The sequence below is a fragment of the Limimaricola soesokkakensis genome (assembly GCF_900172345.1).
Taxonomy (GTDB): domain Bacteria; phylum Pseudomonadota; class Alphaproteobacteria; order Rhodobacterales; family Rhodobacteraceae; genus Limimaricola; species Limimaricola soesokkakensis.
In genome coordinates this window covers 13,795-35,461 of sequence record NZ_FWFY01000009.1, presented here as the reverse complement: position 1 = coordinate 35,461, position 21,667 = coordinate 13,795, and the positions used below count along the sequence as shown (strand labels likewise).

The 21,667-nt window shown below is 66.6% G+C and carries 23 protein-coding genes and 2 tRNA genes; 19 read left to right on the top strand and 6 right to left on the bottom strand.

Annotation, left to right across the window (positions count from 1 at the left end):
* Positions 1-8: 8 nt before the first annotated feature.
* Complete coding sequence (locus LOS8367_RS13695) at positions 9-413, top strand: EF-hand domain-containing protein (RefSeq protein ID WP_085897090.1); 405 nt, start codon at positions 9-11, stop codon at positions 411-413.
* Between the two features lie 175 nt (positions 414-588).
* Positions 589-1,221 carry a DUF7282 domain-containing protein gene (locus LOS8367_RS13690; protein WP_133056336.1) on the top strand — a complete coding sequence of 211 codons (633 nt, stop codon included), beginning with the start codon at positions 589-591 and terminating at the stop codon, positions 1,219-1,221.
* 74 nt (positions 1,222-1,295) lie between these two features.
* Here LOS8367_RS13690 and LOS8367_RS13685 read toward each other — a convergent pair whose 3' ends face one another.
* The 4 genes from LOS8367_RS13685 to LOS8367_RS13670 form a co-directional block, all read right to left on the bottom strand.
* The gene (locus tag LOS8367_RS13685; RefSeq protein WP_085897088.1) at positions 1,296-1,664 is read right to left on the bottom strand and encodes a DUF2237 family protein; all 369 of its coding nucleotides are present in this window, start codon (positions 1,662-1,664) and stop codon (positions 1,296-1,298) included.
* Positions 1,665-1,675: 11 nt separating this feature from the next.
* Positions 1,676-2,725 carry a DUF2332 domain-containing protein gene (locus tag LOS8367_RS13680; protein WP_306456264.1) on the bottom strand — a complete coding sequence of 350 codons (1,050 nt, stop codon included), beginning with the start codon at positions 2,723-2,725 and terminating at the stop codon, positions 1,676-1,678.
* A gap of 5 nt (positions 2,726-2,730) precedes the next feature.
* Positions 2,731-3,444 (bottom strand): aminoacyl-tRNA hydrolase, encoded by a 714-nt coding sequence (gene pth / locus LOS8367_RS13675; RefSeq protein ID WP_085897086.1) that lies wholly within the window; start codon positions 3,442-3,444, stop codon positions 2,731-2,733.
* A gap of 104 nt (positions 3,445-3,548) precedes the next feature.
* A complete protein-coding gene (locus LOS8367_RS13670) occupies positions 3,549-4,193 on the bottom strand; it encodes a 50S ribosomal protein L25/general stress protein Ctc (protein ID WP_085897085.1) in 645 nt (214 codons plus the stop codon).
* Positions 4,194-4,361: 168 nt separating this feature from the next.
* Here LOS8367_RS13670 and LOS8367_RS13665 point away from each other — a divergent pair, with 168 nt between their 5' ends.
* The 3 genes from LOS8367_RS13665 to LOS8367_RS13655 all read left to right on the top strand — a co-directional run bounded on the left by LOS8367_RS13665 (position 4,362) and on the right by LOS8367_RS13655 (position 9,492).
* The gene (locus LOS8367_RS13665) at positions 4,362-5,522 is read left to right on the top strand and encodes an MFS transporter (RefSeq protein WP_242665597.1); all 1,161 of its coding nucleotides are present in this window, start codon (positions 4,362-4,364) and stop codon (positions 5,520-5,522) included.
* Positions 5,523-5,659: 137 nt separating this feature from the next.
* Positions 5,660-7,456 (top strand): ABC transporter transmembrane domain-containing protein, encoded by a 1,797-nt coding sequence (locus LOS8367_RS13660; protein ID WP_085897084.1) that lies wholly within the window; start codon positions 5,660-5,662, stop codon positions 7,454-7,456.
* 140 nt (positions 7,457-7,596) lie between these two features.
* Entirely contained in the window at positions 7,597-9,492 is a 1,896-nt protein-coding gene (locus tag LOS8367_RS13655) for an acyl-CoA synthetase (RefSeq protein WP_085897083.1), read from the top strand.
* Positions 9,493-9,901: 409 nt separating this feature from the next.
* Here the strand turns inward: LOS8367_RS13655 and LOS8367_RS13645 are convergent.
* Positions 9,902-9,976, bottom strand: a tRNA-Thr gene (locus LOS8367_RS13645).
* A 160-nt stretch (positions 9,977-10,136) separates the two neighbouring features.
* On the opposite strand from LOS8367_RS13645, the gene LOS8367_RS19085 reads away from it, so the two are divergent.
* The 7 genes from LOS8367_RS19085 to LOS8367_RS13615 are packed head-to-tail and all read left to right on the top strand — an operon-like array spanning position 10,137 to position 14,829.
* Positions 10,137-10,295 carry a hypothetical protein gene (locus LOS8367_RS19085; protein WP_165761473.1) on the top strand — a complete coding sequence of 53 codons (159 nt, stop codon included), beginning with the start codon at positions 10,137-10,139 and terminating at the stop codon, positions 10,293-10,295.
* A gap of 5 nt (positions 10,296-10,300) precedes the next feature.
* On the top strand, positions 10,301-11,566 hold the full coding sequence (murA, locus tag LOS8367_RS13640; protein WP_085897081.1) for a UDP-N-acetylglucosamine 1-carboxyvinyltransferase: 1,266 nt from the start codon (positions 10,301-10,303) through the stop codon (positions 11,564-11,566).
* Positions 11,563-12,039: a DUF2948 family protein gene (locus LOS8367_RS13635; RefSeq protein ID WP_085897080.1), complete on the top strand. Its 477-nt coding sequence runs from the start codon at positions 11,563-11,565 to the stop codon at positions 12,037-12,039. Before murA ends, LOS8367_RS13635 begins: the two co-directional genes overlap by 4 nt.
* On the top strand, positions 12,036-12,530 hold the full coding sequence (locus LOS8367_RS13630) for a GNAT family N-acetyltransferase (RefSeq protein WP_085897079.1): 495 nt from the start codon (positions 12,036-12,038) through the stop codon (positions 12,528-12,530). The genes LOS8367_RS13635 and LOS8367_RS13630 overlap by 4 nt, the downstream gene beginning before the upstream one ends.
* 46 nt (positions 12,531-12,576) lie before the next feature.
* Positions 12,577-13,887: a histidinol dehydrogenase gene (hisD, locus tag LOS8367_RS13625; protein ID WP_085897078.1), complete on the top strand. Its 1,311-nt coding sequence runs from the start codon at positions 12,577-12,579 to the stop codon at positions 13,885-13,887.
* Positions 13,884-14,345 carry a UPF0262 family protein gene (locus LOS8367_RS13620; RefSeq protein ID WP_085897077.1) on the top strand — a complete coding sequence of 154 codons (462 nt, stop codon included), beginning with the start codon at positions 13,884-13,886 and terminating at the stop codon, positions 14,343-14,345. Before hisD ends, LOS8367_RS13620 begins: the two co-directional genes overlap by 4 nt.
* 1 nt (position 14,346) lies before the next feature.
* On the top strand, positions 14,347-14,829 hold the full coding sequence (locus LOS8367_RS13615; RefSeq protein ID WP_085897076.1) for an arsenate-mycothiol transferase ArsC: 483 nt from the start codon (positions 14,347-14,349) through the stop codon (positions 14,827-14,829).
* Between the two features lie 78 nt (positions 14,830-14,907).
* On the opposite strand, the gene LOS8367_RS13610 is transcribed toward LOS8367_RS13615, so the two are convergent.
* Positions 14,908-16,515 carry a PRC-barrel domain-containing protein gene (locus LOS8367_RS13610; protein ID WP_085897075.1) on the bottom strand — a complete coding sequence of 536 codons (1,608 nt, stop codon included), beginning with the start codon at positions 16,513-16,515 and terminating at the stop codon, positions 14,908-14,910.
* A gap of 234 nt (positions 16,516-16,749) precedes the next feature.
* On the opposite strand from LOS8367_RS13610, the gene infA reads away from it, so the two are divergent.
* The 7 genes from infA to LOS8367_RS13575 all read left to right on the top strand — a co-directional run bounded on the left by infA (position 16,750) and on the right by LOS8367_RS13575 (position 21,665).
* The gene (gene infA / locus LOS8367_RS13605; protein WP_013384801.1) at positions 16,750-16,968 is read left to right on the top strand and encodes a translation initiation factor IF-1; all 219 of its coding nucleotides are present in this window, start codon (positions 16,750-16,752) and stop codon (positions 16,966-16,968) included.
* Positions 16,969-16,975: 7 nt separating this feature from the next.
* A complete protein-coding gene (locus tag LOS8367_RS13600; protein WP_085897074.1) occupies positions 16,976-17,581 on the top strand; it encodes a Maf family protein in 606 nt (201 codons plus the stop codon).
* Positions 17,578-18,615: a ribonuclease E/G gene (locus LOS8367_RS13595; protein WP_085897073.1), complete on the top strand. Its 1,038-nt coding sequence runs from the start codon at positions 17,578-17,580 to the stop codon at positions 18,613-18,615. Before LOS8367_RS13600 ends, LOS8367_RS13595 begins: the two co-directional genes overlap by 4 nt.
* Positions 18,615-18,809 (top strand): DNA gyrase inhibitor YacG, encoded by a 195-nt coding sequence (locus LOS8367_RS13590; protein WP_085897072.1) that lies wholly within the window; start codon positions 18,615-18,617, stop codon positions 18,807-18,809. The genes LOS8367_RS13595 and LOS8367_RS13590 overlap by 1 nt, the downstream gene beginning before the upstream one ends.
* 97 nt (positions 18,810-18,906) lie before the next feature.
* Positions 18,907-18,981, top strand: a tRNA-Phe gene (locus tag LOS8367_RS13585).
* 242 nt (positions 18,982-19,223) lie between these two features.
* Positions 19,224-20,198: an FUSC family protein gene (locus LOS8367_RS13580; RefSeq protein ID WP_085897071.1), complete on the top strand. Its 975-nt coding sequence runs from the start codon at positions 19,224-19,226 to the stop codon at positions 20,196-20,198.
* Between the two features lie 246 nt (positions 20,199-20,444).
* Complete coding sequence (locus tag LOS8367_RS13575) at positions 20,445-21,665, top strand: lysylphosphatidylglycerol synthase transmembrane domain-containing protein (RefSeq protein WP_106535074.1); 1,221 nt, start codon at positions 20,445-20,447, stop codon at positions 21,663-21,665.
* The last annotated feature ends 2 nt before the right edge of the window (positions 21,666-21,667 follow it).

The window sequence follows — 21,667 nt, the reverse complement described above, 5'->3', positions numbered from 1 at the left end:
GACACGACATGCTGAACAAACTGAGTGCCACCCTCGCGACCACCGCTTTCGTTCTCGGCGCTTCGACCGCCGTGGCCCAGAGCATTCCCTTTGCCGAGGTCGATACCGACGGTGACATGATGCTCTCTCAGGAGGAGCTGGTCGCGGCCTTCGGCGAGGACGGCGCGATGATCCTCATGGAGGATGACACCGATGAGGACGGCATGCTGAGCGTGCAGGAAATCCGCATCGCGACCAACATGGATGCGACCATGGAGCCCGAGGCGCGCGCCGAATCCGACGATTCCGAGGATCCGGATTATCGCGATACCAGCGAGTCGCCGATCCAGACCAACAACACCGAGACCGAAGGCTTCGTCGAGGAAGGCGAAGACGGCGAAGGCGACGCTGGCGACGAGGACGACGGTCAGTAAGCACTACCTTTCTTCAACACTGCTGCGGGGCCGGTCGGACAATTGTCCGGCCGGCCTTTTCCGATTCCGTTCGAGCGATTTCTGAACTCACGGACGGGACACACGCATGTGTCGCGCTGTAACGAACCCAAACGCGCTGCAGGTGTTGGGAGGCGAACTCATTCTGGAGACCAACATGCTGAAAACATTTACCACTGCCGCCGCCCTGACGGCTCTCATGGCCGGTGGCGTCATGGCGCAAGACGACATGATGATCGACGCCGACGAAAACGCTATGGAGATGTCTATGGCGGATGGTCAGACCACCGTTACCTTTCCGCGCATCAATGCGCGCCAGGACGGCTACATCGTGCTGCACGCCGTTGCCGATGGCGAACCGGTGGCACCGGAATCGCTGGGCCACGCGATGGTCATGGCGGGCGAGAACATGGGCGTCGCCGTGACGGTGCCGATGGCGCTGGCTGCCGGTACGGAACTGGTAGCGATGCTTCACGCCGAAACGAACGGCAATGGCGTCTATGATTTCGGGCCGGGTATGACCGATGTCGATACCCCGGTGCTGGTGAATGGCGCGCCGGTGACGGCAATGTTCACCGTTCCCGAGGGGATGGCGGTCGATACCGTCGATGCCGTGTCCACCCCGGACATCGCCGAGCCTGAGGAGCGGGCCGAATCCGACGATGACGAGGATCCGGACTACCGCGACACGACCGAGAGCACGATCCAGCCCAACGATACCGAGACCGAAGGCTTCATCGAGGAAGGCGAGGACACGGAAGGCGCGGGCGACGAGGATGACGGCCAGTAAGCGGCTTAACGCTCAAGCAGCGATATGACGACATGAGGCCCCGACCGGATCCGTTCCGGTCGGGGTCTTTGTCTTCAGGCGGAATACGCTTCGAGCACTTTGAGCGGCACGATCTCCAAGGCCCGGCGATGCGTGGCCGCGAGGTGGACACGCGGGGCGCAGCCTTCGTCATGCGCCTGCAGGAACCGCCCCGCGCAAAGACACCAGCTGTCGCCCGGCTTCAGCCCAGCAAAGCCGAACTCGGGCCGAGGTGAACTGAGATCGTTGCCGACATATTTCGAATAGGCGAGGAATTCGGCGGTCATCACCGCGCAGACGGTATGACTGCCCGCATCCTCGGCGCAGGTGTTGCAATGCCCGTCCCGGAAAAAGCCGGTGAGCGGGTCGGTGGAACAGGGCTCCAGTGCCTCGCCGAGCACGTTGTACTTCTCGTCCATCTCCATGGCGGTCTCCTTCAGTTTCCGGCGGCGTCCAGCCGCTCCGGGCCGGTCCAGCACAACCAGCGCCCGTGAAAGTCGATCCGTCCCAGCGTGATGTCATGATCGCCGGGCCAGAGCCGCAGCCCGATCCGCGCTCCCGGCTCCTCGCCATCCGCTTCCATCGACACCCAGGCGAGCGGCGCCGCCTCGGAGGCGCAGGCGCCCGCGGCCTCGATCAACGCGCGGCCGCGCTCCTGAGCCTCGGGCGGGAAGTATTGCCAGGCGATCGAGTGAAACACGATGTGCAGATGGTCGGGCAGGGCGGCGGCGAGGCGCGGCTCCAGCCAATCGATCGCGTCGGCGCGGTCGACGAGACCCGGTGCGCGCAGGTCCATCGCGGCCCGAGTGCGTTCGATCCGGTCCGTTTGGTCCGGCCACAGATAGGCGATAAGACGCAGCGCGTCATCGGGGTGCGACGGTTCGAGCGGCGCGAGATCCACACCGCGCCGTTCGGCGACCGTGACCTCGGTGACGGGGGGAAGCGGACCCTTCCAATCGGGATGCAGCACGACGGAGGCTTCTTCAGGGCCGAAGCGCCGATCCTGCACCTCCATCCCGAAGCCATCGAAGCCGAGGTTGAGCCCACCGCTCGCCCCCAGCTCGGACAGCCGGATCGGCAGGCCGAAGCGATCGGTGAGCAGATGCGCCGTGGCGATCAGGGCCGCGGCCCGGCGCACTTCGTTGGTCTGGGGTGGGCTCTGGATCCAGTCGAGCAGAAACCCCTCGTGCCTCTGCATCGCACCGGTTACGGCGCTCAGCAGCTCGTCGTCGGAAACCGCATGGGGCGGATAGGCGGCGGCAATCTCCGCGTCCCGGCCCTGCAGCACCAGCGCGTGCAGCCCGCCTGCGAGGCGCAACGGCAAGGCGGCCGCCCGCGAACCCACCTCACCGGGCCAGGCATCGAGCCGTTCGGCAACCGCACCGGGCAGCGGCCAGTGCGCGGACAGCAATGCCATCAGCCGCCTCATGAAAGGGGAGCCCAGCGCGTCGCAATGGCGGGACTGGTCCGTCAGGGCCACGCGCATGCGGTTCATCTGAAGCGGTCCGCCAGCTTCTGCAGCGCCGAGCGGTTGTCGGGCGCTTCCGCGACGGATTCGGTCACGGCCGAGGCCTTCGGCGCGGGCTCTGCCGGAGCTGGTTTCGTTGCGGGGCCCTTGCTGCCGCCGCCGGAGCGCGGTGGGTTCAGCCGAAGCGCAACGGCGTTGAGGAAACGCGCATCGTCACCGGCGGCCAGCGCCACCGCCCCGTCGGAGACGCCGCGCAGCATGTCGTCGAGCCAGTCCTCGTCCGCCTTGGCGAAATCCTTGAGCACGTAGCCCGGCACCTTGTCCTTGTGGCCCGGATGTCCGACGCCCATCCGCACCCGATCGTAATGCGGACCGACATGCTGGTGGATCGAGCGCAGCCCGTTATGGCCGGCATGGCCACCGCCCGCCTTGGTCTTGAGCCGACCCGGTGCGAGGTCGATCTCGTCGTGGAACACGGTGATGTCGGTACTGTCGAGCTTGTGAAACCGCATCGCCTCGCCGACCGACTGGCCGGAGAGGTTCATGAAGGTGGCGGGCTTCAGCAGCAGCACCTTCTCGTGGCCGAGCCGCCCCTCGGCGACCTCGCCCTGGAACTTCGCGCGCCACGGCGAAAAGCCGTGATCCTCGGCGATCCGATCCACGGCCATGAAGCCGATATTGTGACGGTTCCGGGCGTATTTGGCCCCCGGATTGCCTAATCCGACAAAGAGTTTCATGCGCGCGAAACTAGCGCGCGGGGTCGGGCAGGGCCAGTGGCCGGATGCAAAACGGGGCCCCGAAGGGCCCCGTTCCATCAGATGCATCGTGATCGCGGTCGCGATCAGGCGTCGGACTGCTCGGTCGCTTCGACCTCGTCGGCGGCGGCCTCTTCCTCTTCGGCAGCGGCGGCGGCGAGCTTCGAGGGCGCCGAGATGTTGGCGATCACGAAGTTGCGGTCGATGGTCGGCTTGGCGCCGGCCGGCAGGGTAACGTCGTTGATGTGGATGACATCACCGATTTCCTTGCCGGTCAGGTCGACAACGATCTGCTCGGGGATCTCGCCGGCGAGCACGTTCAGCTCGACCTCGGGACGGACCACGGTGAGCACGCCGCCCTTCTTGATGCCGGGCGCGGCCTTGTGGTTCTCGAACTCGACGTGGATGTACAGGCTGATCCGGGTGGTGCGGCGCAGGCGCAGCAGGTCCACATGGGTCGGCAGGTCCTTGACCACGTCGCGCTGCACCGAGCGGCAGATGACGCGCACGTCGTCCTGGCCCTCGACCTTGAGGTTGAACAGCGTCGACAGGAACCGGCCCGCCTTCAGCTTCTTGATCAGCGCGTTGTAGGGCAGGTTGATGGGGAGCGGATCGGCGCCGCCGCCATACACGATGCCCGGAACGAGGTTCTCGCGACGTGCCTGACGAGCGGCCCCCTTGCCTGTCCCCGTGCGTGCCGTGGCGACGAGATCCGGAATCTCTTTGGCCATTGGTAAGTCCTTTCAGGTGATGGGCCATCCTCCAAGGGTGTATGGCCCGATTCAGAACCCGAGCCCTTAGCGCCGAATCCTCCGTTTGAAAAGACCTGCATGGGCGGAATCCGGCGCATCCGTGCCGCGTCGCTGGACTGTCCCCGTCGGGCATGCCACGCCGCCGCCATGGCCATTCTCTCCGCACTCCGCCTGACCCGCGCTCCGGGCGCCGCCTTCGTGGTGATGGGGCTCTACTGGGGCGTCTTCGCCGCGCATGTGCCGGTGTTCCGCGACAGGCTGGGCGTTGACGACGCGCTTTTCGGCACGCTGCTTCTCGGATCGTCGCTGGGCCTCCTCTCGACCATGTGGCTGGCACCGAAATTCGATCAGGGGCTTGGCCGTGCCGCGCTCCCCACCGCTGCGGCGTTGCTGGCGCTGGCCTGGATCGCGCCCTCGCTGGCGGTGGCGCCGATGGCCTTCGCGCTCGGCATGGTCGGGGTCGGCATGGCCTCGGGGTTGCTCGACGTGGTGATGAACGCGCGAGTGAGCCAAATCGAGGCTCGGTCGGGCCGGTCCCTTATGAACGCCAATCACGGGCTTTTCTCCTTGGCCTACGGCTTGGCTGCGCTGGCCTCGGGCGTGACGCGCGAAGCAGGGCTGCCGATGATCGCGGTGTTCGGCGGCGTCGGGCTGCTGGCTCTGGGCCTGATGCCGCTCCTGTCCCGTGCTCCGGCCCCGGCCGTCGCGCCGGAAGAGGGCGGGGCGGTGCGGCTGCCGCTCTGGCCGGTCATGCTCTGCGGGATCGTGGTGATGATCGCCTTCCTGAGCGAAGCCACCGTCGAGAGCTGGTCGGCGCTGCATATCGAGCGGACGCTTGGCGGCGGTGCGGCGCAGGGCGCACTCGGGCCGGCGCTTCTGGGCGTGACGATGACGCTGGGCCGGTTCGGCGGGCAGGGGCTGGCCGAGCGGCTCAGCGAAACGGCGGTGATCCGAGTGGCGGCGCTCGTTTCCGCGACCGGTGCCGCGATCGCGGCCACGGCGCCGGGGCCGATGGTCGCCTATCTGGGCTTCGCGGTGACGGGGCTTGGTATCTCGGTGATCGGGCCGATGGGGCTGGCGCTCGCGGGTCGCATGGTGGCACCGCATCAACGATCGCAGGCGATCGCCCGCGTCGCGGTCATCGCCTTCTGCGCCTTCCTGATCGCGCCGGTGCTGATGGGTGGATTGTCCGAGGCCTTCGGGCTGCGCGCGGCCTTCGGCGCCGTGGCGGTGCTGTTGCTGATGATCCTGCCACCGGTGCTGGCGTTGCGGCGCCGCGCCGCCGCGCCGCTGGCCGTTCCGGCCTGATCCGGTTTCGGCGTTCAGAATTATAAAGAGCGTTCCTGTACCGCATGAAGCCATCAGAGCGCCGAGCTGGCCGCATCGCTTGTGATGACGGGGTGCGACGTCTAGACAAACTGGGCAACGAATGAACGAGGCGCTCGATGGCCCGATCCCCGAAGACCAGTGACGAGGAGCGCGCAGGCTCGCGCGACATCGGCGCGCTGCGGGCGCTTTGGCCGTTTCTCGCGCCCTACCGCCTGAACATGGCGCTGGCGATCGCGGCGCTGGTGCTGACCGCTTGCGTGAGCCTCGTGCTGCCGCTCGCCGTGCGACAGGTGGTCGATAATTTCGAGATCGACGCAGGCGCGCTGCTCGATCGCTACTTTGCCGCGGCCCTCGTGATGGCCGCGCTTCTCGCCCTCGGCACGGCGACGCGCTACTACCTCGTCACCCGGTTGGGCGAGCGGGTGGTGACCGATATCCGCAAGGCAGTCTTCGCGCGGATGGTTGGCATGAGCCCGGCCTTCTACGAGCGGATCATGACCGGGGAGGTGCTGAGCCGGATCACCACCGACACGACGCTGATCCTGAGCGTCATCGGCTCCTCCGCTTCGATCGCGCTCAGGAACCTGCTGATCCTCGCGGGCGGGCTGGTGCTGTTGTTGCTGACCTCGGCCAAGTTGACCGGGCTGGTGCTGCTGATCGTGCCGGCGATAATCGTGCCGATCGTGGTGCTGGGCCGCCGCCTGCGCGAACTCAGCCGCGAGAACCAGGACTGGATCGCGGCCTCGTCCGGCAACGCCTCCGAGACGCTGCTCTCGGTGCAGACGGTGCAGGCCTACAGCCACGAGGCGCAGAGCCGGGCGCAGTTCGACGAGGTAACCGAAAAAAGCTTTGCCGCCGCGCAGCGCCGCATCGGTACCCGGGCGGTAATGACCGCGATCGTGATCTTCCTGATCTTCGCGGGCATCGTCGGGGTGCTGTGGATCGGCGCGCGCGACGTGCATGCCGGAGCGATGACCGTCGGCGCGCTGGTGCAGTTCGTCATTTACGCGGTGATGGTCGCGGGTGCGATCGGCGCGCTCACCGAGATCTGGGGCGAGTTGCAACGCGCGGCCGGCGCGACCGAGCGGCTGGTCGAACTGCTGAACGCGCAGGACAGCCTGAAGGAGCCCCTGGAGCCGCGCCCGATCGCGGCGGCGCGCGGCGAGATCACCTTCGAGAACGTTTCCTTCTCCTACCCCTCCCGACCCGACGTCTCGGCGCTCGACCATGTCAGTGTCTCGATCCGGCCGGGCGAGACGGTGGCGCTGGTCGGGCCCTCGGGCGCCGGCAAGACGACGATGATCCAGCTTTTGCTGCGGTTCTGGGACCCGGCGACGGGGCGGGTTCTGCTCGAAGGGACGGATCTGCGCGACATGGCGCGGCCTGCCTTCCGACGCCAGATGGCGCTGGTGCCGCAGGACCCGGTGATCTTCGCGGATACGGCGCGCGAGAACATCCGCTTCGGGCGGCCCGATGCCACCGACGAGGAGGTCGAGCAGGCCGCGCGGGCGGCGGCGGCGCACGAGTTCCTGATGGCGCTGCCCCAAGGCTATGACAGCCAGGTCGGCGAGCGCGGGGTGATGCTTTCGGGCGGCCAGAAACAGCGCATCGCGATCGCTCGGGCGATTTTGCGCGATGCGCCGGTGCTGCTGCTGGACGAGGCGACCAGCGCGCTTGATGCCGAGAGTGAGCGGCTGGTTCAGCAGGCGGTGGACCGGCTCGCGACGGGGCGCACGACGCTGATCGTGGCGCATCGGCTGGCCACGGTGAAGAAGGCCGACCGCATTCTTGTCTTCGAGGCGGGCCGGATCGTGGCGCAGGGCAGCCATGACGACCTGGTGGCCGAGGGCGGGCTTTATGCGCGGCTGGCGCGGCTGCAATTCACCGATGGGCTAGTCGAAGCCGCCGAGTAGCGCCAACGATCCGAAAATTATTGCGCTGCCGGGGGCTTTCGCGGCGTCATGCTTGCGTGACGCGAAGGTCAGCCGGATGCTCACCAATAGGGATGGAGCCGCGTCGCGGCACGGGAATGATATCGACAGGGAGGAATGGAATGGGCTTTGCGGGCATTGCCGATCGCGCGGCGATCGAGGCCGAGAAGAGCTGGGAGGCGCAGGGCCAGCCCGCGACCACTCACGGCCTGCTGGAACGGACCGCGAAGGCCTTTCCCAAACGCTCGGCGCTCAGCTTCCAGCTCTTCTCGGACCCCAAGGCGCCGGCCGAGACCTTGAACTGGGCGGAGTTGCACGCGAAATCGGTGCAGACCGCGAACCTTCTGCGCGAACTGGGCGTGGGCGAGACCGACGTGGTGGCGTTCCTGCTGCCGAACTGCACGGAGGTGGTCCTGAGCTATCTGGGCGGTCAGATCGCAGGGGTGGTGAACCCGATCAACCCACTGCTCGATGCCGGGCAGATCGGCGCGATCCTGCGCCAGACCAATGCCAAGGTGCTGATCACGCTCAAGGCCTTTCCCAAGACCGATGTGGCGCAGAAGGCCGCCGAGGCTGTGGCGCTCGCGCCCAACGTCCAGACCGTGATCGAAGTCGACCTGCATCGCTACCTGACCGGGGTGAAGAAACTGATCGTGCCGCTGATCCGGCCCAAGGTCCCGGTCCGGCACAAGGCGCGGGTGCTCGACTTCAATCGCGAGATCGCCAAGCGTTCGAGCAAGCTGGCCTTTGCCGACAGCGCCGGCGACAGGGTCGCGGCGCTGTTCCACACCGGTGGTACCACCGGCATGCCGAAGGTGGCGCAGCACCGCTATTCGGGCATCGTCTACAATGGCTGGCTCGGCCAGAGGCTGATGTTCTCGGACCGCGACAACATCATCTGCCCGCTGCCGATGTTCCACGTCTTCGCGGCGATCGTCATCATGGGCTCCTCGCTGGCGTCGGGCGCGCATGTGATCATGCCGACCCCGGCGGGCTATCGCGGCGAGGGGGTGTTCGACAACTTCTGGAAGCTGATCGAACGCTGGAAGGTGAGTTTCGTGATCACCGTGCCGACTGCGATATCGGCGCTGATGCAGCGCCCGGTGAACGCCGACATCTCGACGCTGAACCTCGCCTTTTCCGGCTCGGCCCCGTTGCCGGTGGAGCTCTACAAGCGCTTCGAGGAGGCTGCGGGGGTCACGATCTGCGAAGGCTACGGTCTGACCGAGGCGACCTGTCTCGTCTCGATCAACCCGCCCGAAGGCGAGAAGAAGGTTGGCTCGGTCGGCGTGCCGTTCCCCTATACCCAAGTGCGGATCATCAACCCCGATACCGGCGAGGACTGCGCCCCCGACACGGTGGGCGAGATCTGCGTTTCCAGCCCTGGCGTGGCGCGGGGTGATACCTATACCGACCCGCTCAAGAACGAGCATCTCTACTGGCCAGGCCCGGCGCATGAGCATCAGTTCCTGCGCACCGGCGACCTCGGACGGATCGACGCGGACGGCTATCTCTGGATCACCGGGCGCGCCAAGGATCTGATCATTCGCGGTGGCCACAACATCGATCCTGCCGAGATCGAGGAGGCGCTTGCCGCGCATCCCGCCATCGCCTTTGCCGGAGCGATCGGTCAGCCCGATGCCCATGCCGGCGAGATCCCTTGCGTCTATGTCGAACTGTGCGACGGCGCGAGCGCGACCGAGGCCGAACTGCTCGAATATGCGCGCGAGCACGTGCCCGAAAAGGCGGCGCGGCCGCGCCATCTCGAGATTCTTCCCGAGCTGCCGAAGACGGCGGTGGGCAAGATCTTCAAGCCTGAGCTGCGCAAAATGGCGATTGCGCGCGTCTATGACGCGGCGCTGGCCGCGGCCGGGGTAGGGGCCGAGGTGGCCGAGGTGGTCGAGGACAGCCGCCGCGGTCTCGTCGCCAAGATCCGCCGCACCGGTACCGCCACGGAGGCCGATGCCGCCAAGGCGCTCGGCGCCTTTACCCGGCCCTGGGACTGGATCGGCGATTGACGCCCGGGCATTGATGGTTGGCCCCCGCCGCCGGAGCGGCGGGGGCCATTTCAGATCGACCCACCCTTCGATGGCCTGCTCTGAGGCACGGCCCAATCGACCGCGCGCATCGGCGCCGCGAGCGTCTTGGCGATGATGGCATCGTCAGGTAACACGGGCGGCTCGCTCGGCCCCGCCGGCCAACTCGAGGTCCCCGACATGGCGAGGACGACAAGAGCCCCAAGGGCCAACGGTAGCAACGGATCAATGGTAGGCATGAGAAAACTCTCGAACACTGGTCAAACAACACAACCATTAGGAGAGTAAAAATTACCTTACGCAAGCCTAGGCGTTGTTTCGACGAGCGAAACGATCGCTCTGCAGCAGCGCTGCACTCATTCATTGGGGCTTGTCGGGGGGGGGAGGGAGATGGTGCTGCAGGAGAGGATTGAACTCTCGACCTCACCCTTACCAAGGGTGTGCTCTACCACTGAGCTACTGCAGCGTCTCGTCTGGGCGGGCTTTTACCTGCCGTGACAGCGAGCGCAAGAGCTTTTTGACCTGCTTGACGCCGGGGCGGGCTGCTACGCTCCAACTTGACCCATCATCCTGCCGTGCCGGCAAGGAACTGGACGCTCGGGGGGGAGAACGCTATCTGCGCAAGCATGAAAGCACCCCGTCAGGACCCGCCCCGCGCGGCCGATCGCAATGACCGGCTGAAGGCCGCCCTCAAGGCCAACATCGCCCGCCGCAAGGCGCAGGCGCAGGCCCGCGCCGCCGGAGCCCGGCCCGATGACGCCCCAGACGCAGAAGAGAAAGAGTAGCAGGCATGGATTCGATCATCGTACGCGGCGGCGCCGAGCTTCGCGGCCAGATCCCGATCGCGGGCGCCAAGAACGCTTGCCTCGCCCTGATGCCGGCAACCTTGCTCTCCGAAGAGCCGCTGACGCTCACCAATGCGCCGCGCCTCTCGGATATCCGCACCATGACGCAGCTGCTCGAATCGCTTGGCGCCGAGGTGTCGTCGATGCAGGGCGGCAAGGTGATCGCCATGTCGACGCATGACCTCGGCTCGACCCGCGCGGATTACGAGATCGTCCGCAAGATGCGCGCCTCGAACCTCGTGCTCGGCCCGCTGCTGGCGCGGGCGCATGAGGCAGTGGTCTCGCTGCCCGGCGGCTGCGCCATCGGCGCGCGTCCCATGGACATCCATATCGAAGCGCTCGAGGCGCTCGGTGCGCAGATCGAGCTCAAGGATGGCTATCTGCACGCCGTGGCGCGCGGCGGCCTCAAAGGCGGTCGGGTGAAGCTGCGCTTCGCTTCGGTAGGCGCGACCGAGAACGTTCTGATGGCCGCGACCCTCGCCAAGGGTACGACGCTGATCGAAAACGCCGCACGCGAGCCCGAGATCGTCGATCTGGCGCGCTGCCTGCGGGCGATGGGGGCCCAGATCGAAGGTGAGGGCAGCTCGACCATCGAGGTGCAGGGCGTCGACCGGTTGCACGGGGCCACGCACCAAGTGGTCACCGACCGGATCGAGCTCGGCACCTACATGCTGGCGCCGGCCTTCACCGGTGGCGAGGTCGAATGTCTGGGCGGCAAGCTGGAGCTGATCGGCGCCTTCGTCGAGAAGCTCGACATGGCCGGCATCGACGTGACCGAGACCGAGGCCGGGCTCAAGGTGAAGCTGCGCGGCGACCGGCCGCGCGCGGTCGACGTGATCACCGAGCCGTTCCCGGGATTCCCCACCGACCTGCAGGCGCAGATGATGGCGATGCTCTGCACCGCGCAGGGCACCTCGCGGCTCGAAGAGAAGATCTTCGAGAATCGCTTCATGCATGCGCCCGAGCTGGTGCGCATGGGCGCGCGGATCGAGGTGCATGGCGGCCACGCCACGGTGACCGGCGTCGACAAGCTCAAGGGCGCCCAGGTGATGGCGACCGACCTGCGGGCGAGCGTCTCGCTGATCCTCGCCGGTCTTGCGGCCGAGGGCGAGACGGTGGTGAACCGGGTCTACCACCTCGACCGGGGCTACGAGCATGTCGAGGACAAGCTCGGCGCGGTGGGCGCGCGGATCGAAAGGGTGAGCGCATGACCGAGACACGCGACGCGACATTCGAGGAGGGCGTGCAACGCCCGCTCCGGCTCAAGGCTCTGGATGGCGACGACGTGCAGGTGATTTCGGCGCTGGTGCAGGATTCCGTCCTGCCCGCCTCCGAGATGGCCTGGAAAAAGAGCGAGCGGCGCTTCGCGATGCTGCTCAACCGGTTCCGCTGGGAAGACCCGGTCACCACGCGCGAGGCCGAGCGGGTTCAGGCAGTGCTGTGCATCGAGAACGTGACGGCCGTCCGCGCGCAGGGGCTCGACCCGAAGGACCGCGACACGGTGCTGTCGCTGCTCGCGGTGGTGTTCGAGGCCGCCGAGGCGGAGCCTGCGGGCACGATCCGGCTGATCCTCGCGGGCGATGGCGAGATCGCCATCGACGTCGAAGCACCGGAGTTGCTGCTGCGTGATGTGACCCGCCCCTATGCCGCCCCCTCGGGCAAGGCACCCCGGCACCCCGAGTGATCCGCGACCTCGGACCCGGTGATCTGGCTGTCTGGCGCCGGATTCGCGCCGAGGGGCTGCGCCTGTTTCCCGACGCCTTCCTGACGACGCTGCAGGAGGAGTTGGCCCGCTCTGACGAGGAGGTGGCAGAGAGCCTCGCGGGGCGTCTGGTGCTGGGCGCCTTCGACGGCGACCGGCTGATCGGCACGGCGGCGCTCGATCCGGTCGTCGAGGCGGCGGCGGCCGCGCACCGCGTGGCGCTCAACGCCTTTTACGTGAGTCCCGAAAGCCATGGCACCGGTATCGGCACACGGCTTCTGCGCGCCGCGCTCGATCGGGCGGCCGCCGATGGCAAGCTGCAGGTCGAGTTGTTCGTGGCCGCGCATAACGCCCCCGCGATCCGGCTCTACGAGAAGCACGGTTTCGTCCGACACGGTCTCCTGCCACGCGCTGCGCGCCTCGAGGACGGCTTTGTCGACGACCTCTACTACGTGCGGCAACTGGACGGTTGAGCAGGGGGGCAGGCGGGGCTATGCCCCTGAGCCGAAGGAGACCGCCATGCCGCACCGCCTGTCCAGCACCGATCCCGATTTCGAGGCCCGCTTCGCCGCGCTGCTGACCATGAAGCGCGAAGACAGCCCCGACGTGGACGACGCCGTGGCCGCGATCATCGCCGATGTGCGGGCGCGCGGCGATCTTGCGCTGGTCGATTACACCTCGCGTTTCGACCGCATGGCGCTGCCGGTGGAGCGTTTGCGGTTCACCTCAGAGGAAATCGAGGCGGAGTGCGACAAAGTCTCTGACGAGGATCGCGCTGCGCTCGAACTCGCGGCCGAGCGCATCCGCGCCTATCATGCACGTCAGATGCCCGAGGATCAGAGCTGGACCGACGAGGTAGGGGCGATGCTGGGCTGGCGCTGGACCCCGGTTTCGGCGGCGGGGCTCTACGTACCCGGCGGTCTGGCCTCCTATCCCTCCTCGGTTCTGATGAACGCGGTGCCCGCCAAGGTGGCCGGTGTCGAGCGGCTTGCCGTGACCGTGCCGACGCCGGATGGGCTTGCCAACCCGCTGGTGCTGATGGCCTGCCGCATCGCCGGGGTGGACGAGATCTACCGGATCGGCGGCGCCCAGGCGATCGCGGCGCTGGCCTATGGCACCGAGAGCATCGCGCCGGTGGACAAGATTACCGGGCCGGGCAACGCCTATGTGGCAGCGGCCAAGCGGCGGGTCTTCGGTCGGGTCGGTATCGACATGATCGCCGGGCCCTCGGAGATCCTCGTCATCGCCGATGCCGACAACGATCCCGACTGGATCGCGCTCGATCTGCTCAGCCAGGCCGAGCATGACGAAAGCGCGCAATCGATCCTAATCACCGATGACGCCGGTTTCGGCGACAAGGTGGCTGCCGCCGTCGAGGCGCGTCTGGAGACACTGGAGCGGCGCGCCATCGCCGGCGCCAGCTGGCGCGATTTCGGCGCCATCGTCATCGTACGGGATCTGGACGAGGCAGTGCGGCTGGCCGACCGGGTCGCGGCCGAGCATCTCGAGCTTTGCGTGGCCGATCCGGAGGCGCTCGCGGACAGGATCAGCCATGCGGGAGCTATCTTTCTCGGCCACTGGACGCCGGAGGCGATCGGCGACTACATTTCGGGGCCGAACCACGTTTTGCCCACGGCGCGGTCGGCGCGGTTCTCCTCTGGGCTGTCGGTGATGGATTTCCTGAAGCGTACCACATTGTCGAAGATGACCCCCGAGGCGCTGGCTGCGATCGGCCCCGCCGGGGCGCGTCTGGCGCGGGCCGAGAGCCTCGAGGCGCATGGGCTGTCGCTGACCGCCCGGCTCGATCGGCTGAACCGGAGCACGACATGACCCGGATCGCCGAAATCCGGCTGCATGACGCGGGTCAGACGCCGACGCCCGAGATCGAGCAGGAACGCCGCGTCGCGGTGTTCGACCTGCTGGAGGAGAACAGCTTTGCCCTGCCGGGGCGCGACACGGGGCCCTATCACCTCAGCCTAGGGATCCGCGAGAAGCGGCTGGTCTTCGACGTGGCCAATACCGAGGGCGAGCGCGCGGCCGAGTTCCACCTGTCGCTCGGACCGTTCCGGCAGGTGGTGAAGGATTACTTCCAAATCTGCGAAAGCTACTACGACGCGGTCAAGACCTTGCCGCCGAGCCAGATCGAGACGATCGACATGGCCCGGCGCGGCATCCATAACGAGGGTGCGCGGGTGCTGCAGGAGCGGCTGGAGGGGAAAGCCGATGTCGATACCGACACGGCACGCCGGCTCTTCACCCTCATCTGCGTGCTGCATTTCGGGGCCTGACATGGAGTTGGCCGCGACAGTGCAGCCGCTTCCGCAATCGGTTCTGTTCTGCTGCGACCACAACGCCGTCCGGTCGCCCATGGCCGAGGCGATCATGAAGAAGTTCTACGGCTCCGACTGCTATATCCAGTCGGTCGGCGTGAAGAACGACCTCGAGATCGACGGCTTCGCCATCGCGGTCTGCGCCGAGATCGGCGTGGAACTGCACCGGCACCGTTCGCGCAGCTTCGACGAGATGCATGATTGGGGCGATGACCTGTCCTCCTTCGATCTGGTCTTGGCGCTGTCGCCCGCGAGCCAGCGTCGCGCGCTCGATCTGACCAGCTACTTCCATCTCGACGTGGAGTACTGGCCCGTCCTCGACCCCACCGGTCTCGGCGAGGGCCGCGAGGAGCGGCTGCGCAGCTACCGCCAGACCCGCGACATGATCATCGAGCGGCTGATCGAGCGCTGGGGGCCGCCACGCGAAAGGGCCAATCCTTAGACCTCTCGTGGCGCTACGCGGGAGGCCACGAAAAAGGCCGCCCCGTGGGGCGGCCTTTCGTTCGAGAAGGGGCGAGGCTTACTGCTCGACTTCCTGCATCGACTCGAGCTGTTCCTCGGTGGCTTCGATGAAGACGCGGACTTCACCGGCTTCCGAGCGCAGCACGCTCATCTGGTCGAAGGGGATGGCGACGGGCTTCTCGCCGATGCCGAGGAAACCGCCGACTTCGACCACGACGTTCTGAATCTGGCCCTGATCGTCGACCATGATGTCGCCGATGTCGCCGATCCGCTCGTCATTGATGCCGTAGACGGTCGAACCTTCGAGGTCGGTAACCGCGATCTCGTTGGCGGGAACCATCGCGAAGCCTTCACGCTCGACCACCGGGCCGGTGCTTTCGATCATGGCTTCGTCGGTCATCTCGGCGGTCTCGGCTTCGACGGTCTCCATTTCGGCGACCTCGCCTTCGACCTCAGCTTCGGCCTCGGCGGCCTCGGTCTCGATCGCGGCTTCGGCCTCAACGGCCTCGGCTTCGATCTCGGCGCCGGCCTCGGCCATCTCGGCCTCGACCTCTTCGGCGGCACCTTCGACTTCGGCACCGGCTTCGGCCAGTTCGGTCTCGACCTCGGCTTCAAGCGCCTCTTCGGTGTCGACGGCAGCCTCGGACTCCATCTCGGCCTCGGCCTCGGGGTTGTCCATGACGGGGGCGGCTTCGCCTTCCATCGCGGCTTCGTTGATGGTCACCACCGGCTCGCCGGTCTGCACCATCTCGATCACCGGCTCACCGGCTTGGGTGAACTCGATCACCGGCTCGGCGCTCTCGAAGCGAATCTGCGGCTCGGCGCGCTGCACCGAGACATTGGCGTTCTCGCCGTCGCGGCTCTCTTCATAGGTGATGGTCGGCTCGACCGTGGTAAGCTGCACCTCGGCGTTCTCGAGGGCACGGGCTTCACCCGCGGCTTCGCCGGTGGCGAAGGTCTCGCCGGTGGCGCGGTCCGTGACTTGGATGCCGCCTTCGGAGCCTTCCGGGGCACGCTGCAGTTCAAGCTCGACCTGCGGGCGGGCCTGGGTCACGGTGACGACCGGGTCGGCCTGACGGATCTCGACCTGCGGCTGGGTGTTGGCCACGTCGACCGTCGGGTCGGGCATGGTGATGATGATCTCGGGTGCCGGCTGCTCGATGCGGATCGTCGGCTGCGGCATGTCCATGGTGATGGTGGCGGGCGCCTGACGGATCAGGATCTCCGGCTGACCCTCGTTCACGGTCACGTCGGGGGTGGCGTTCGATACCATCACGTCGGTCTGGCCGCTCTCGACATTGACCGTCGGGGTCGACTGCTCGAGATAGACCATGCCCTCGATCACGACCTCATCCTCGAGGCGGACCGTGGCGGTCTCGGTTTCGGCCAGTTCGGCCTCTGCTTCGGCGCTCTCGCCTTCGACCGCAACGATGCGCTCGAGTTCGACATAGGCGACGGCGCACTGCTCGTTGTCCTGCGCCTCGATCAGCGCGGCAATCTCATCCTCGGTCATGGGGGCATCGGCCGGCACGCCATCGGCCATCCGGTCGGTCAGCAGCAGTTCCAGGTCGGAACAGGTCGCATCCGTGGTCTGCGCCTGGGCTGCGGCCGCCAGCGGCAGGGTCAGCGCCGTCGACAGCAGAAGCTTGGTCATCCGCGTGGTCATGGATCGTCTCCCGTAAAATCTTCGCTTCGGCCACACAACGGCGCATCTCCGAGGTCGTTCCCCCGAATGCCACGAAATTTTGATTGCATCCGGGCGGCGCGATGGTGAAGCTCGCAGGGAAGCCGGCCAGACTGGACCGGATCGGGACCTGTTTGCACTTGAAACTCAGGCCCTGAAGGCGCATCTACTCCGCATGGCCCGCGTATTTCGCGGGTACCACTGGACGGAGAGACCATGGCCAAGGAAGAACTGCTCGAATTTCCCGGTGTCGTGAAGGAACTCCTGCCGAATGCGACGTTCAGGGTCGAGCTGGAAAACGGCCATGAGATCATCGCGCACACGGCAGGAAAGCTTCGCAAGAACCGGATCCGCGTCCTCGCCGGCGACAAGGTGCAGGTCGAAATGACCCCCTACGATCTGACCAAGGGTCGGATCAACTACCGCTTCCGCTGATCGCCGCATGAGCGCGCTACCGCCCGAGACCGGGCTGAGGCTGATCCTCGGCTCGGCCTCGCCGCGCCGCCGCGACCTGCTGGCGCAGATCGGCCTCGTGCCGCACGAGGTGCGCCCCCCTGAAATCGACGAGACACCGGCGCGTGGCGAGTTGCCGCGCGCCTATGCGCGCCGCATCGCCTTGGAAAAGGCGCGGGCGGTTTCGCTCGACGAGGGCGAGGTGCTGCTCTGCGCCGACACTACCGTCGCGCTGGGCCGGCGCATCATGGGCAAGCCCGCCGATGCCGCGGAGGCGGCGCGCTTCTTGCATCTCCTGTCGGGTCGCAGGCACACCGTCATCACCGCGGTCGCGGTGCGACGCGGTGACCGGCTCTGGCAGCGCGAGGTCGAGACCGCGGTCAAGATGAAGCGACTGTCGAATCCCGAGGTCAATGCCTACCTCGCCACCGGCGACTGGCAGGGTAAGGCCGGGGGCTACGCGATCCAAGGGCCCGCTGGCGCCTTCATCCCTTGGATCAATGGCTCCTTCACCGGCGTGGTCGGCCTGCCGCTGGCCGAGGCCGCGGGCCTGCTGACCGCGGCCGGATATCCTGCATATGGAGAGAACGCATGAAGGGACGCCGCATCGTCCTCGACCATATCGGCGACCGCGAGGCGGCGGCGCTCCTGGTCGATGGTCAGCTCGACGACCTGTTGATCGAAGAGGGCGACGCCCCGCGGCCCGGTGCGATCTACCGCGCCATCTGCGACCGGCCGCTCAAGGGGCAGGGCGGCATGATTGTGCGTCTGCCCGAGGGTGGCAGCGGCTTCCTGCGGCAGGGCAAGGGGCTGCGTCCCGGACAGGCGCTTCTGGTGCAGGTCACCGGCATTGCCGAAGACGGGAAGGCGGTGCCGCTCACCGACCGGGTCCTGTTCAAGAGCCGCTATGCCATCGTCACCCCCGGCGCGCCGGGGCTCAACGTGTCGCGTCGAATCTCCGAGGAAGAGGAACGCGCGCGTCTGCGCATTCTCGCCGAGGAGGGCATGGAAGGCGCGCCCGAGGGCTTTGGCCTGATCCTGCGCTCGGTCTGTGAGGGCGCCGCCGAGGACGATATCGTCGAGGACATCGCCGCGATGCGTGGCCTCGCCGAGGCGGTGACGGCGGATGCTGACGGCACCGAGCCCGAGGCGCTTACAGAAGGCGACGGGCCGCATCTGCTGGCTTGGCGCGATTGGAGCGCGAGCGACGTGGTGACCGAGCCCGGTGGCTTCGAACGCGAGGGCGTGCTCGACCAGATCGAAGATCTTAAAAGCGCGCGCGTGGCGACGGGCGAGGGTACGATCTTCGTCGAGCCGACCCGGGCGCTGGTGGCGATCGACGTGAACACCGGCGGCGACACGACGCCCGCCGCCGCGCTCAAGGCCAACCTCGCCGCCGCCCGCGCCTTGCCGCGGGCGCTGCGGCTGCGCGGCCTCGGCGGCCAGATCGTCGTGGATTTCGCGCCGATGTCGAAGGCGCATCGCAAGCAGCTCGAGCAATCGCTGCGTGCCTCGTTCCGCAACGATCCCGTCGAGACTTCGCTGGTGGGGTGGAGCCCGATGGGCTTGTTCGAGCTTCAACGCAAGCGCGAGCGCCCCGGCTTGGTGCGGCTTCTGGAGCGGCTGTGATGGCCTGCCCGATCTGCGGCAAGGCGACGGTTCAGGCCGTACGCCCCTTCTGCTCCAAGCGCTGCGCCGACGTGGATCTCGCGCGCTGGCTCGGCGGCGGTTATGCCGTGCCGTCTCAGGATCCCGAAGACGTCGAAAAAGCCATCGAAGAGACGGCCCGGGCGGCTTCCGAACCGCCCCGTCGCGATCACTGAGACGGGGTGGCATTTTTCCGTCGAATGCCTCTGGACACCCCTTTGCGGCTCGCCTAGAAGGCCCACACCCGATGACGGCAGCAGCCATCATCCCCGTGCCCGGGTAGCTCAGGGGTAGAGCAGTGGATTGAAAATCCTCGTGTCGGTGGTTCGATTCCGCCCCCGGGCACCATTCCTCAAGAATGTCAAAGTACTTCTGTGAGAAGGCAGGCGCCTACCGGTGCCTGCCGAGCTGCGGCTCAAGCGGCCGCGGCGGGTTCCGTAGCAGCGATCGAGGATCATGTCCTAGAGCGTGGTGATCGCCGGCGGAAGTGAACCGCCGGGATCGTGATTGAGGCTTGGCAATTTGGCCGTGGGCCGCAGTGGCCTAGTCTCTTGACTGGAGGTCAAAGCAACGGAGCCGCAGGCTGCGCCATGAAGTTGCCACCCTGGATAACAAGCCTGCGCTCGGAATGGCACAAGCGTCGGCGCGACGCGCTGCGCCTCGGTCTGCAGGGCGCTGTCTCAGCGAGCGCCTTTTACCTCCTGATGACTTGGCTGGGGCTGCCTGAGGTCTTCGTCGGAACGATCTCGGCCGTCTACATCCTGCAAGAAAGCAGCGATGGCACGATCGGCTCGGCCATGGGCCGCCTGTCGGCGACGCTGGTCGGCTCGCTGATTGCCATCGCTTGCCTCTTCGTTCTGCCGCATGGATACGGCACCGCCGTCGCACTCTTCGTCACCATGTTCGCGATGAATACCATCGCTGCGCTGAAGTCGAACTGGCAGTACGGGATCGTCGCCGCGATCGCTTTGGCCCTCGGGTCCCAGCAGAACGTGATCGAGGTCTCGATCGACCGCGGTATTTCAATCGGGCTGGGCGCCGCCGTGGGTCTCGCCGTGGCGTTGCTCATCTGGCCGGATCGGGCCGCGAAGCGCTTCGAGCGACATGTCAGGCATGCGCTGGCGGCACTGGCCGACCGGCTGGAGCATGCAGGCACCGCGACGGAGAAAGGGGCCGATCCGCTTCATCCCGGGCATGAGGCGCGCTACCAGGAAGCCGTTCGCTTGGCGGCGGAGGCCAAGGACGTCATGCGGATCGCCCCAGCTCGAGACGCAGAAGAACGTCTCAAGCATCTTCGGCGCCTCCACAATTCCATCGTGATCCTCGATCGAACCCTCGAGGGAGCAGCGGCCTCGCCGCTTCAGGGCGACGAGGACTTCTTGCGGCAAGAGGTAGGTAAGGTGGTTGAGGCTATCCGCGCGTTGGCCGCCGGAGAGCTCGACGATATCCCGCAGCTGGCCGATCCGGCGGGGATACGCGAGGGCGATCGGGAGGCTACCCTACGCTTTGGCATGAGAGAGTTGAACCTCGAGTTGCAGAAGTTGGCGGATGAGAGTCGAGCATGATGGATGTGCGCGACGGGTGACTCCAATATCGCTGCTCCCCTACCGGCGTGAGAAGGTAGTTCCAAGGTTTCCGTAGGAAAACAGGCGGTTGAATTGGGGTATATCCCCCAGTTTTTACATCTTCCGGGCGATGACGGCCGTCGAGAATCATTTCAGACTTTGGAACGGAGCCGATGAGTGGGCAGTGGTCCACCTGTCTTTTTGCCGATCGGCCTAGGCACTCGTATTTTTTTGAGAGGCTGTCCAATGGATCAAAATGTTGCTTTTCAGCAGGTGCACCACCACCTGCGCGGGGGCATGCCGATTGGGCCAAGCTCCGATGCGCGCCCTGTAGCCGAGCCCGCTTCGTCGCAGGGCATCTTACCGCAAAAGAGCCAGTTTCTGGGGTTGGTGACGCCTTCCTATTTGCTCTGCGCGGCGCTGCTTGCAGCGATGGTGGCCGCGGCGGGGATCTGGGAGTTGCTCGCCAACACGCGCCTGCTGGCAGCCTTGCTCGCCGGCGGCATCGTCGCCTTGGGCGAAGATGATGCCGGCCTAGGGACCGGGGTGCCAGGTGTGCACTATTTCATCCGTTCGCAGGAGCTTGTGACCTGGTCGCTGGTCCTGTTGGCCGCTTCGATCTTCATCGCCGTCGCGTTGCTTAAGGGGCTGCAGTTCCATCGGATCGCCCGGCTCTTGGGCATCGAGGGGACACTCGGCCAGCACCTCAAGATATTTATCTACGGACACGGTCTCGGCCGAATGACCCCCTACCGGCTGGGCGAGGTGGCTTGGGCGGCAGGGCTGAAGGGGCAGGGCGCGACGCTGCAACAGGCGGTGCGACTGGTCTTCATCTTCAAGGGGTTCCTGCTGTTCGAACTTGCCTTCTTTGCGCTGATCGGCCTCGTGATGAACGGGCTTTTGAACTGGGCGCTCGCCTTGGTTCCGCCGCTTGCGATCCTGCTGGTGTCGTGGCTGCTGATGCGGCCCAGTGCCGAGGAGCGCGCCGGGGAGGCGTCATGGTGGTCGCGCGCGGCGGAGGCGTTCGGCGATTTGTGCCGTGATCCGCAGATGCTGTTTGGACTGGCACTGCTCTCGCTGCTCTCCTTCGCGCTGGTCGAGTTCGCGACCTACATCGTGCCGCAGGCCTTCACGAGCCGGGTGGTCCCACTGGTGCAGGACGTGTTGCGCTATGTGGTCGTCACGCCGAGCGTTATCGTGATGGCCGTGGTCGGCGGCTACATCGCCCGGCTGGTGCAGGTCACCCCGGGCGGCATGGGCCAGTTCGAGCTCGCGTTCGCGCTGATCCTCATGGTCAATCGCCTGCCGGTAACGGAGGCGATCACCTTGGCTTTCCTCGTCAGCGCGGTCCGCTACGCGGCGGGCCTGCTGCTGTTCGGTGGCACCATGCTCGTCTTCGGGACGACGACCAATTTTCAACAAGTGCGGATGCTGTTCGGGCAGCCGGTACGGCTGAAGGAGGAGTGAAG

What these genes read in the sequence shown, in the direction of transcription:
- LOS8367_RS13695 (WP_085897090.1), top strand. Translation starts at nt 9, where the DNA reads ATGCTGAACAAACTGAGTGCCACCCTCGCGACCACCGCTTTCGTTCTC.
- LOS8367_RS13690 (WP_133056336.1), top strand. Translation starts at nt 589, where the DNA reads ATGCTGAAAACATTTACCACTGCCGCCGCCCTGACGGCTCTCATGGCC.
- LOS8367_RS13685 (WP_085897088.1), bottom strand. Translation starts at nt 1,664, where the DNA reads ATGGAGATGGACGAGAAGTACAACGTGCTCGGCGAGGCACTGGAGCCC.
- LOS8367_RS13680 (WP_306456264.1), bottom strand. Translation starts at nt 2,725, where the DNA reads ATGCGCGTGGCCCTGACGGACCAGTCCCGCCATTGCGACGCGCTGGGC.
- pth (WP_085897086.1), bottom strand. Translation starts at nt 3,444, where the DNA reads ATGAAACTCTTTGTCGGATTAGGCAATCCGGGGGCCAAATACGCCCGG.
- LOS8367_RS13670 (WP_085897085.1), bottom strand. Translation starts at nt 4,193, where the DNA reads ATGGCCAAAGAGATTCCGGATCTCGTCGCCACGGCACGCACGGGGACA.
- LOS8367_RS13665 (WP_242665597.1), top strand. Translation starts at nt 4,362, where the DNA reads ATGGCCATTCTCTCCGCACTCCGCCTGACCCGCGCTCCGGGCGCCGCC.
- LOS8367_RS13660 (WP_085897084.1), top strand. Translation starts at nt 5,660, where the DNA reads ATGGCCCGATCCCCGAAGACCAGTGACGAGGAGCGCGCAGGCTCGCGC.
- LOS8367_RS13655 (WP_085897083.1), top strand. Translation starts at nt 7,597, where the DNA reads ATGGGCTTTGCGGGCATTGCCGATCGCGCGGCGATCGAGGCCGAGAAG.
- LOS8367_RS19085 (WP_165761473.1), top strand. Translation starts at nt 10,137, where the DNA reads ATGAAAGCACCCCGTCAGGACCCGCCCCGCGCGGCCGATCGCAATGAC.
- murA (WP_085897081.1), top strand. Translation starts at nt 10,301, where the DNA reads ATGGATTCGATCATCGTACGCGGCGGCGCCGAGCTTCGCGGCCAGATC.
- LOS8367_RS13635 (WP_085897080.1), top strand. Translation starts at nt 11,563, where the DNA reads ATGACCGAGACACGCGACGCGACATTCGAGGAGGGCGTGCAACGCCCG.
- hisD (WP_085897078.1), top strand. Translation starts at nt 12,577, where the DNA reads ATGCCGCACCGCCTGTCCAGCACCGATCCCGATTTCGAGGCCCGCTTC.
- LOS8367_RS13620 (WP_085897077.1), top strand. Translation starts at nt 13,884, where the DNA reads ATGACCCGGATCGCCGAAATCCGGCTGCATGACGCGGGTCAGACGCCG.
- LOS8367_RS13615 (WP_085897076.1), top strand. Translation starts at nt 14,347, where the DNA reads ATGGAGTTGGCCGCGACAGTGCAGCCGCTTCCGCAATCGGTTCTGTTC.
- LOS8367_RS13610 (WP_085897075.1), bottom strand. Translation starts at nt 16,515, where the DNA reads ATGACCACGCGGATGACCAAGCTTCTGCTGTCGACGGCGCTGACCCTG.
- infA (WP_013384801.1), top strand. Translation starts at nt 16,750, where the DNA reads ATGGCCAAGGAAGAACTGCTCGAATTTCCCGGTGTCGTGAAGGAACTC.
- LOS8367_RS13600 (WP_085897074.1), top strand. Translation starts at nt 16,976, where the DNA reads ATGAGCGCGCTACCGCCCGAGACCGGGCTGAGGCTGATCCTCGGCTCG.
- LOS8367_RS13595 (WP_085897073.1), top strand. Translation starts at nt 17,578, where the DNA reads ATGAAGGGACGCCGCATCGTCCTCGACCATATCGGCGACCGCGAGGCG.
- LOS8367_RS13590 (WP_085897072.1), top strand. Translation starts at nt 18,615, where the DNA reads ATGGCCTGCCCGATCTGCGGCAAGGCGACGGTTCAGGCCGTACGCCCC.
- LOS8367_RS13580 (WP_085897071.1), top strand. Translation starts at nt 19,224, where the DNA reads ATGAAGTTGCCACCCTGGATAACAAGCCTGCGCTCGGAATGGCACAAG.
- LOS8367_RS13575 (WP_106535074.1), top strand. Translation starts at nt 20,445, where the DNA reads ATGGATCAAAATGTTGCTTTTCAGCAGGTGCACCACCACCTGCGCGGG.